Annotated in this window: 8 protein-coding genes; all 8 read left to right on the forward strand. The window is 46.4% G+C overall.

What is annotated here, in order from left to right; all coding sequences use genetic code 11:
• Window positions 1-635: 635 nt before the first annotated feature.
• Window positions 636-1739: a polysaccharide lyase family 8 super-sandwich domain-containing protein gene (locus AK963_RS22565; RefSeq protein WP_083232846.1), complete on the forward strand. Its 1104-nt coding sequence runs from the start codon at window positions 636-638 to the stop codon at window positions 1737-1739.
• Window positions 1740-2191: 452 nt separating this feature from the next.
• Window positions 2192-3406, forward strand: a complete 1215-nt coding sequence (gene larC, locus AK963_RS22570) for a nickel pincer cofactor biosynthesis protein LarC (RefSeq protein WP_066017674.1) — start codon at window positions 2192-2194, stop codon at window positions 3404-3406.
• The gene (gene larE / locus AK963_RS22575) at window positions 3396-4187 is read left to right on the forward strand and encodes an ATP-dependent sacrificial sulfur transferase LarE (protein ID WP_066017675.1); all 792 of its coding nucleotides are present in this window, start codon (window positions 3396-3398) and stop codon (window positions 4185-4187) included. Before larC ends, larE begins: the two co-directional genes overlap by 11 nt.
• 5 nt (window positions 4188-4192) lie before the next feature.
• On the forward strand, window positions 4193-4846 hold the full coding sequence (gene larB, locus AK963_RS22580; RefSeq protein ID WP_066017680.1) for a nickel pincer cofactor biosynthesis protein LarB: 654 nt from the start codon (window positions 4193-4195) through the stop codon (window positions 4844-4846).
• Complete coding sequence (locus tag AK963_RS22585) at window positions 4843-5748, forward strand: ABC transporter substrate-binding protein (RefSeq protein ID WP_066017676.1); 906 nt, start codon at window positions 4843-4845, stop codon at window positions 5746-5748. The genes larB and AK963_RS22585 overlap by 4 nt, the downstream gene beginning before the upstream one ends.
• A complete protein-coding gene (locus AK963_RS22590) occupies window positions 5749-6744 on the forward strand; it encodes a FecCD family ABC transporter permease (RefSeq protein WP_066017677.1) in 996 nt (331 codons plus the stop codon).
• Window positions 6734-7489, forward strand: a complete 756-nt coding sequence (locus AK963_RS22595) for an ABC transporter ATP-binding protein (RefSeq protein ID WP_066017678.1) — start codon at window positions 6734-6736, stop codon at window positions 7487-7489. Before AK963_RS22590 ends, AK963_RS22595 begins: the two co-directional genes overlap by 11 nt.
• Window positions 7490-7521: 32 nt before the next feature.
• A partial coding sequence (locus AK963_RS22600; RefSeq protein WP_066017679.1) for a PIG-L deacetylase family protein occupies window positions 7522-8165 on the forward strand: 644 nt, incomplete at its 3' end.

Consider the following 8165-nt stretch of genomic DNA (forward strand, 5'->3'; position numbering starts at 1 on the left):
ATACAAAAAAGGTTACAGCTAACCGGTCGGTTAGTTATTCAATAAAATGTATCCCTGCATGTATCCCTTGAAAAACATGAAAATAATTATTTCATTTAATATTCAGTAATTTAGCTAATTCTACCTGAGACCGTTACGGCCACGGGCAAACGTGGCAGCGGCAGGGTGGGGAGGTTTCGCCCATTCCTCGCATCTACCTTCACTATTAACTTCGACAAAAGAGTAGGTCACCAGTTATAAGGCGGTTCAGACTATAGGTTACATTCACTTCACTACATTCATCACTTATGGAAAACTTCTACGAGACCTTCCTCCGCGAACTGCTCAAGTTTGACTAGCAGATTCAATTTTGAAAAGGAAAGGGAAAAATTACTGTTTATATGGAAGGGTACCAGTCTCAAGCCACATTTTTACGATCTATCATCTACTCTCTTATTATTGTCATCTTCAGCATATCGAACCTGACAGATTCAGATTCAAATAAAATATAAAATCATCACTTCTTCATTATAACGTTGACTGTAAAAACTGAAAGCAAATTTAATTTAACACTTCATGATTAGTACAACTAATGATTTCCAATATTCTGTTTGCTTTCTTAATCCTCCCTCTTTCCAGAAGGTTCCGGATACGATCTGCTAAATGGTTGGGACTGGTATCATGTACCAGGCACCACAGCATCACATTACCCTATCGAAGAAAGAGCCGACAAAAAAGTCAAAGCGTCGCGAAAAAAACAGAGAATCACCCAGAGAAACATTCACCGGAATTACAGTTCTAAACGTTATGTGGGCGGTGTCACTCTTGGAAAAAATGGCTTCTTTGTCCATGACCTTGAAGCACTGCCATTTACCAGCCCAACCGATTTGGCCGCTCGTAAGACTTACTTCTTCACTGGTGATAAAGTCTTGGCACTTGGCACTGATATTTCTGGAGGTACACGACAGGATGAAACCCACACGACACTATTTCAGACCAGCCTGAATTCAGCGGAACAGATTACTACCTTGAATGGGCGATCAATTGATGGGTTGCAGACTAAAATCACTATCCCAGCAGGCTCAGCAGCGTCAATAACGGATGCGGCTGGTAACAGTTACTATCTTGCAGACAGTAGTGCTGACCTGATTATCACTCGTCAGCAGCAACAGAGCCTGACAACCAATTACAAGCCAACAGAAGGACTCTTCAAGCAAGCCTATCTCAATCACGGCATTAAACCGAAGTCCGATTTTTATGCGTATGTTTTAATTCCAGATGACCCGGACGGCTCCAAACTAAAACAGCTGTCAGACAAACCTACTGAGTTTTATCAGGTTATAAAGGGTGATGAAGACATGCATCTGGTAACGTTCCCACAGGAGAGCTTAACGGCCTATGCCTTTTATGAAGACAGTGCTGAAACACCTGAGAATTTCGCAATTCAGGAAGTCCATATTCCTGCAGCGGTCCTGCAACAGCAAAAGGGCAGAAACCTGCATATTGCTGCCAGTGTTCCAGACATAGGCTGGAAGTTTGACTATCAGAAAATAGCACGCGATGGCTCTAATGCTGCTAAAACGTACTTCAATAGCCAGCCCGCCAAAGTACATGAGCTGGAACTGACACTGCGAGGTAAATGGAAACTTGCAAAGCCTGATAACGGCATATCATTAAAGCATCGAGGAGGTAAAACATACGTTGAGTTGAACGTCACAAATGGACTGCCAGGCAATTTTTTACTGGCTCCTGTCAGCTGATTGATACTCAAAGAAGCAATAGCCTGTTCTGGCTATTGCTTCCATAGCACGTTAAGTTGCAAAATTTCTGTAGGTTGCAATCAAGTCTCAGGCTGATTGATAAAAAATAAATGTCTGCTTTTCAGTCAAAATATAATCAGCAGCATTATTTACTGATTATATTTTCATCGAACAGGCAGAAAAAATAATTTCTTTCCAGAATCACAAGATACTTCAGTTAAATAATAAAAAAAACAGTGATCAATTAATAAACAGCCCTGCCCTTAATATTTCTTTCAATTCATAAAACAAAATGCCCACAGAACAAATAATTGACTCACATCAGAATGTGAGCAATAACGAGCAAGTATAATAAATTACGAAACCAAATGATCAATTCGCCTGATCAATCACGTTCAACAGATGGATATTCATCTGCTGTTGCAATCAGGCCTTTGCCAAAAATTATTAGTATGAATATTAGACATATCCATTTGGATACCTGTGGCGGCATAGCTGGTGATATGTTTACTGCCGCTATTGTAGATGCCTGCCCAGAGTTTCAGCAACCATTATTGTCATTTCTTAAACAGCTTGATTGTTCAATGAATCCACAGATATCAATTGAACCTTTCACTGACCAAGTTTTATGCGGACAGCACTTTACTGTTTCTTTAAATCAGAACCATTCACACGAACATCATCATGATCATGAACACCACCATACTCATTGGAGTGAAATTCGTGAATGGATTGTTTCCCTGTCAATTGAAGAACAAGTAAAACACCATGCCATTGGTATCTTTGAGCTGTTAGCGGAAGCAGAAGCTAAAGTGCATAACAAAACCGTTGCCTCTGTCGCCTTTCATGAAGTGGGAGCATGGGACTCAATTATCGACATTCTTTCTGCGGCTTGGCTGATTCATCAATTGCAGGCATCCAGCTGGAGTGTCTCAATGCTGCCCTGGGGTGGTGGACTGGCAAAAACGGATCATGGTCTGATTCCAGTACCAGCACCGGCAACCATTGAGTTATTGAAAGACTTTGCCTTTTTTGATGACGACATTAAAGGAGAACGAATCACACCAACAGGTGCCGCCATCCTGTCCTGGTTAAAGCCTTCAAGCACTATTTCCAGGGGAAAACTGATTGGTTCAGGCCATGGATTTGGCACCAAACAACTTCAGGGAATGAGCAATATTCTTCGGGTCTGCCTGTTCGACATCGAAGGTCAGTCAAACCACAGTTCCGTGATTGTCATGGAATGCGATATTGATGATCAGAGCCCCGAATCACTCGCAGTTGGCATTGATACCATTCGCAAGACTCACTCCGTCATAGATGTTGTTCAAATCCCGGCTTATGGAAAAAAAGGTCGATTGACCACCCAGCTTCGTATTCTGGTAAAACCCTCCTGTCAACAGGCTGTGGCTGACTGCATTTTTGCCCATACCACCACCCTGGGTGTGCGCTGGTATGAGGCCAGTCGCTTTGAACTACCCAGAAGCGAAGGGTATCATCAAGAGCATGGCGTCCGAGTGAAGTATGCAGAACGTCCCGGTATAGGGAAAACCGCCAAGGCTGAAATGGACGACATTGCGACTCATGGACACAATCATTACCACAGAGAATCCCTGCGTCGAACGGTAGAACTCGAAGCATGCCAGGTGGATAGCCATGAACATTGAAAAGTACATCAAGCTAAAGGAAATTCTCGCTTCGATAGGCCAGTGTGCGATAGCGGTTAGCGGTGGTGTTGACAGTATCACCTTAGCTATCGTCGCCCATCAGGTACTTGGGGATAATGCCACCATTGTTCATGCGGTTTCTTCTGCAGTACCCAGTGAGGCTACCAAGAGAGTCCGAGATTTTACCGAACAGCAAGGGTGGAAACTGGTAGAAATTAATGCCGGTGAAATGAGTAATTCAGACTACCAGAAAAATCCGGCTAATCGTTGCTACCACTGCAAAACCTGCCTCTATTCCAGTATTGCCAGACTCAACCTTGGCACAACCCTATCTGGTACTAACCTTGATGACCTGGATGACTATCGCCCCGGACTTATTGCCGCCAGAGAACAGCAGGTTCGCCACCCCTATGTCGAAGCCGGCATCAGCAAAGAAGGGTTGAGAGCCATCGCCAAAGAACTTGGCCATGATCATCTTTCCGAGCTGCCTGCATCTCCCTGCCTGTCCAGCAGGGTCGAGACCGGGATCCCCATTGCCATGGTCGATCTTGATCTGGTTGATGCTATTGAAATAAAGGTTCGTTCCGAGACATTGTCCGATAACGTACGTTGCCGTGTACGTCAGGAAGGTTTCGTAATTGAGGTGGGCAGGCAGGAGCTATCTTCCATGAGTCGTGAAAAGCAAAACTCTCTTATCAATATCATCACAGATATGCTGCCAACCAAGAGCCAGTCTGTCTCCCTCTCGCCTTACAACCGCGGAAGTGCATTTCTGGTATGACCATCATGGAAGTATTGTTAGATTTACAGCGTGCTGACCGCACCGGTTTGGAAGAAGCTATTTTCTGTCAGGGTAAGAGCGCAAAACAAATTGCCAGTATCTGCCAGAATGCCATTGATCAGAACTACCGGCTTCTTCTGACCCGCCTCATTAAAAGCAAGTATCAGGCTCTGCCAGACAACATCAAAACAGCACTCAGCTACAATCCTGAGTCAAACACGGCTGTGCTTGGACAGTATGCTGTCTCTGGAAAAACCAGGGTAGCTGTTGTCTCTGGCGGAACCTCAGACATATCAGTGTGCAGAGAAGCGGTAATAACTCTGAATTACCACGGTTTTTCCTGTGATGAACATTATGATTTAGGTGTTACCGGACTCTGGCGTTTACTGGAAAGACTGGAGATTCTGAAAAGTTATCACGTCATCATTGCTGCTGCTGGAATGGAAGCCGCTCTACCAACCGTGCTCAGCGGTCTGGTCAAAGCTCCGGTCATTGCCCTGCCGACATCGGTTGGATACGGCATATCGGAAGGCGGTAGAGTTGCTCTGGAATCCTGCCTTGCCAGCTGCTCCGGAAGCTTATTAACCGTCAATATAGATAATGGCTTTGGAGCAGCCTGTGCTGCCATCAAGATTTTAAATCTGGCTGGCACACAATGAGGCTTTTATCATTTTGTCTTCATCTGCTGATAAGCAGCATTCTCCCGCTTTCAGCCTATGCCATTGATAACTGTGGAATCGCTGTAAAAGGTCAAACGCCACAACGGATAGTCACGCTGAATCAGCACAGTACAGAATTGCTGCTACAGCTAGGTGTTGGCGATCGAATGGTCGGCACTGCCTACCCTGATGATGCCATCTGGCAGCCGTTAAAAGCAGCCTATGATCGTATACCCCGGCTATCTGTCTTTTACCCGACAGTAGAGCAGGTACTGTTCAGCAATGCAGACTTTATTGTCGGGGGGTTCAACAGTGCTTTTTCTCCCCAGGGGGTTGGCGACCGACATTGGTGGCAGAAACATGGTATCAACAGCTACCTGTTACCATCGAACTGCTCAGAACAAGTTGATATGGATACCATCTGGCAGAGCATTCGGGAGCTTGGTGAGATTCTCAATGTTACCGCTAATGCTCAAAAAGAGATCAAACGACAACAGCATATTTTATCGCAGCTTTCACCCCTTCAGAATGAGGCCAAAGTTTTACTCTGGTCTCACGATGAAAACTCACCTTATATCGTAGGTGGCCGGGGGATAGGCCAGGAAATGATAAGACTGGCTGGTGCGAGAAATATCGGTGATAGTATTCCTCGCCCCTGGGGCCACATCACCTGGGAAGCCATTTTACTGGCCAAACCCGATCTGATCATTTTTGTGGAAGCAGACTGGGCACCAGCCAGTAGCAAACAGTCTTTTATCCAATCCCACCCGGTATTAAGCCAACAACTGTCATCCATACCCTCAATCACGATGCCATTCTCGGAGACTATCGAGGGTATCAGAACAGCCCAGGGTGTTCTGCGGATCAACAAAGCACTGGCCGACCTCGAGGACACCCGGTAAATGTTTAGACACTACTCCTGGCCGTTACTGTACCTGGCCATTCTATTTTTCCCAGCATCCATCATTGCCGGACTGGCACTGGGCGGAGTTCCCCTTCCCCTGGAAAGCCTGCTTAATATTTTGACAGGCGAACAAAACTCCGTCAGTGATCTCATCATCACCGAACTGCGAATGCCCAGAGTTCTTGGCGCAGCTCTGGTTGGCGGTGCCCTCGGCCTGGCTGGAGCCCTGGCACAGACCTTATTCAGAAACCCACTGGCTGACCCCTATCTACTGGGTGTAGCAAATGGAGCAAGCCTGCTGGTCGTTATGCATATTTTCGGGTGGTCAATAGTTGCGCTGCTTCCCATTTCACTGTCTGCATTTATTGGAGGTCTTGCTGCTTTTTCGCTGGTGTGGTTCTGTGCTGGCGGAAGAAAGGGACAGGTTTATCCACTGACACTGACATTGGCTGGCGTTGCCATTGCAGCGCTGCTGTCAGCCTTAACAACACTGATCATGTTACTTGGGGATCAGCGCGCTCTGGGCCCTGCCCTCCGCTGGATGCTGGGATCGCTCTCTGGAGCAGAACTCAATCAACTGCCTTTTCTGACAATAACTCTTGTCGGCTCGTCTCTACTCGCATGGCATCGCAGGCGGCAGCTGGATGCCCTGTTGATGGGCTGGAATAAAGCCCAGACACTCGGCGTTAACATCAAAAAAGAGCGGCTGCTGTGGTGTGGGGTAATTGTTCTTCTCAGTGCAACCTCGGTCGCGCTCGCTGGCGCAGTAGGCTTTGTTGGGCTGGTTGTACCGCACCTGACTCGCCTTTTACTGGGAGCGAGCCATCGTTACCTGATACCAGGCAGCGTGTTGATCGGAGCATTTCTCCTGATGTGGGTCGATATACTCTGCCGCACCCTCCTGGCGCCTGAAGAGTTACCTCTGGGGATACCCATGGCACTTCTGGCTGTACCGCTTCTGCTCTCTCTCCTGAGGAAGCACCATGTGCATTGATGTAAAGCATTTGACCCTGAAACAGGGTAATAGAGTCATACTGGATAACATCAATCTTCATATCCATCGTGGAGAAAAGATTGGATTAATTGGCCCTAATGGCAGTGGTAAAACAACATTATTGAAAGCCCTGGCCGGACTTCATGCACCAGCCAGCGGTAATATCCTGCTGGAATGTCAGTGCCTCAACTCATTGAAGCCCGAAAACCTGGCAAAGGAAGTGTCCATACTCCTTCAGGATCAACCAGTCGACATGCCCCTTACGGTGAGAGAAACCATTGAGCTGGCCTCAATGACGCACGACCTGAATGCATCTGTGCAACCTCCCGAGCTCAAGACCTTGATTGATATTTGTCACTTAGCCCCACTGATCAATAAACCGGTCAGCAGTCTTTCCGGAGGTGAACGACAGAGGGTTTTTATGGCGCAGGCATTATACCAGGCGCCTGCCATTCTAATGCTGGATGAACCCAGTAATCACCTTGATGTCCGTCATATCTGGCAGTTACTCCAGTATTGCAGTCATCAGGTAGAAACTGTGATTGCCAGTTATCATGACTTTAATCTTGCCACCACGATGTGCGATCGACTTATCCTTCTGGCTGATCATGAAGTAAAGGCTGACGGCCCTCCTGAAAGCGTACTGACTGAAAAAAATCTTCGAAAATTCTTCAATATTCACAGCGAAAAATTATACGACAGTAATGGCAGTTTCTGGATCAAGGTAAATGGTGCAGCTGCCTGACAGGCTGGTTAAATAACAAGCAAAGGTTAAACATGACCAAATCAATCTTAATGCTGGGTGTTTATGGCATGGAAATGGTTGAGTGCAGCGGTGCTCTAACCCTTAATAAACAGCAGGGAGGACATTGTCATGCTGCTCTCATGCTGGTCAGGGAGACAATGCAGCAGGACATTCGAAATGCTGCAGAAGTATTAGCTATGGACTCAGTAACCTTTCTCGATTTTGAGCGGGGAGAAATCAATCTTCGTAAAGACTATAAAGTAGCCATCTGCCGGATAATCAGGCAGACCAAACCCGATATCATCATTACCCAGGACCCGGAACACAGCTTTGAAGATCTTGACCCGGACCGACGCCCAGCCATGATGCTGATCCTGGAAGCGATTGCACTGGCCGCCAGAGATTATGCACTAGATCAAATGCCTGAGTTAGCCCCCCACCCTGTACCCACCATTTATTACATGTCACCTTCCAGACCAAACTGCAATGTAGATATTTCTACCGTTCTGTCCGTTAAGCAGGCAGCAATGGCAGAGCTGAAAGAACAAATGATACCAATCGCATTTTCTAAATCCTTAAGCTGCCGCCAACTATGCTTAGGCATCATTACCATGCATTATCTAGAACAGATGTCTCGTCGACCACAGCTACCCGAAGGTTTTAATGATGTTGATTT

The sequence above is a fragment of the Endozoicomonas atrinae genome (genome assembly GCF_001647025.1).
GTDB lineage: Bacteria > Pseudomonadota > Gammaproteobacteria > Pseudomonadales > Endozoicomonadaceae > Endozoicomonas > Endozoicomonas atrinae.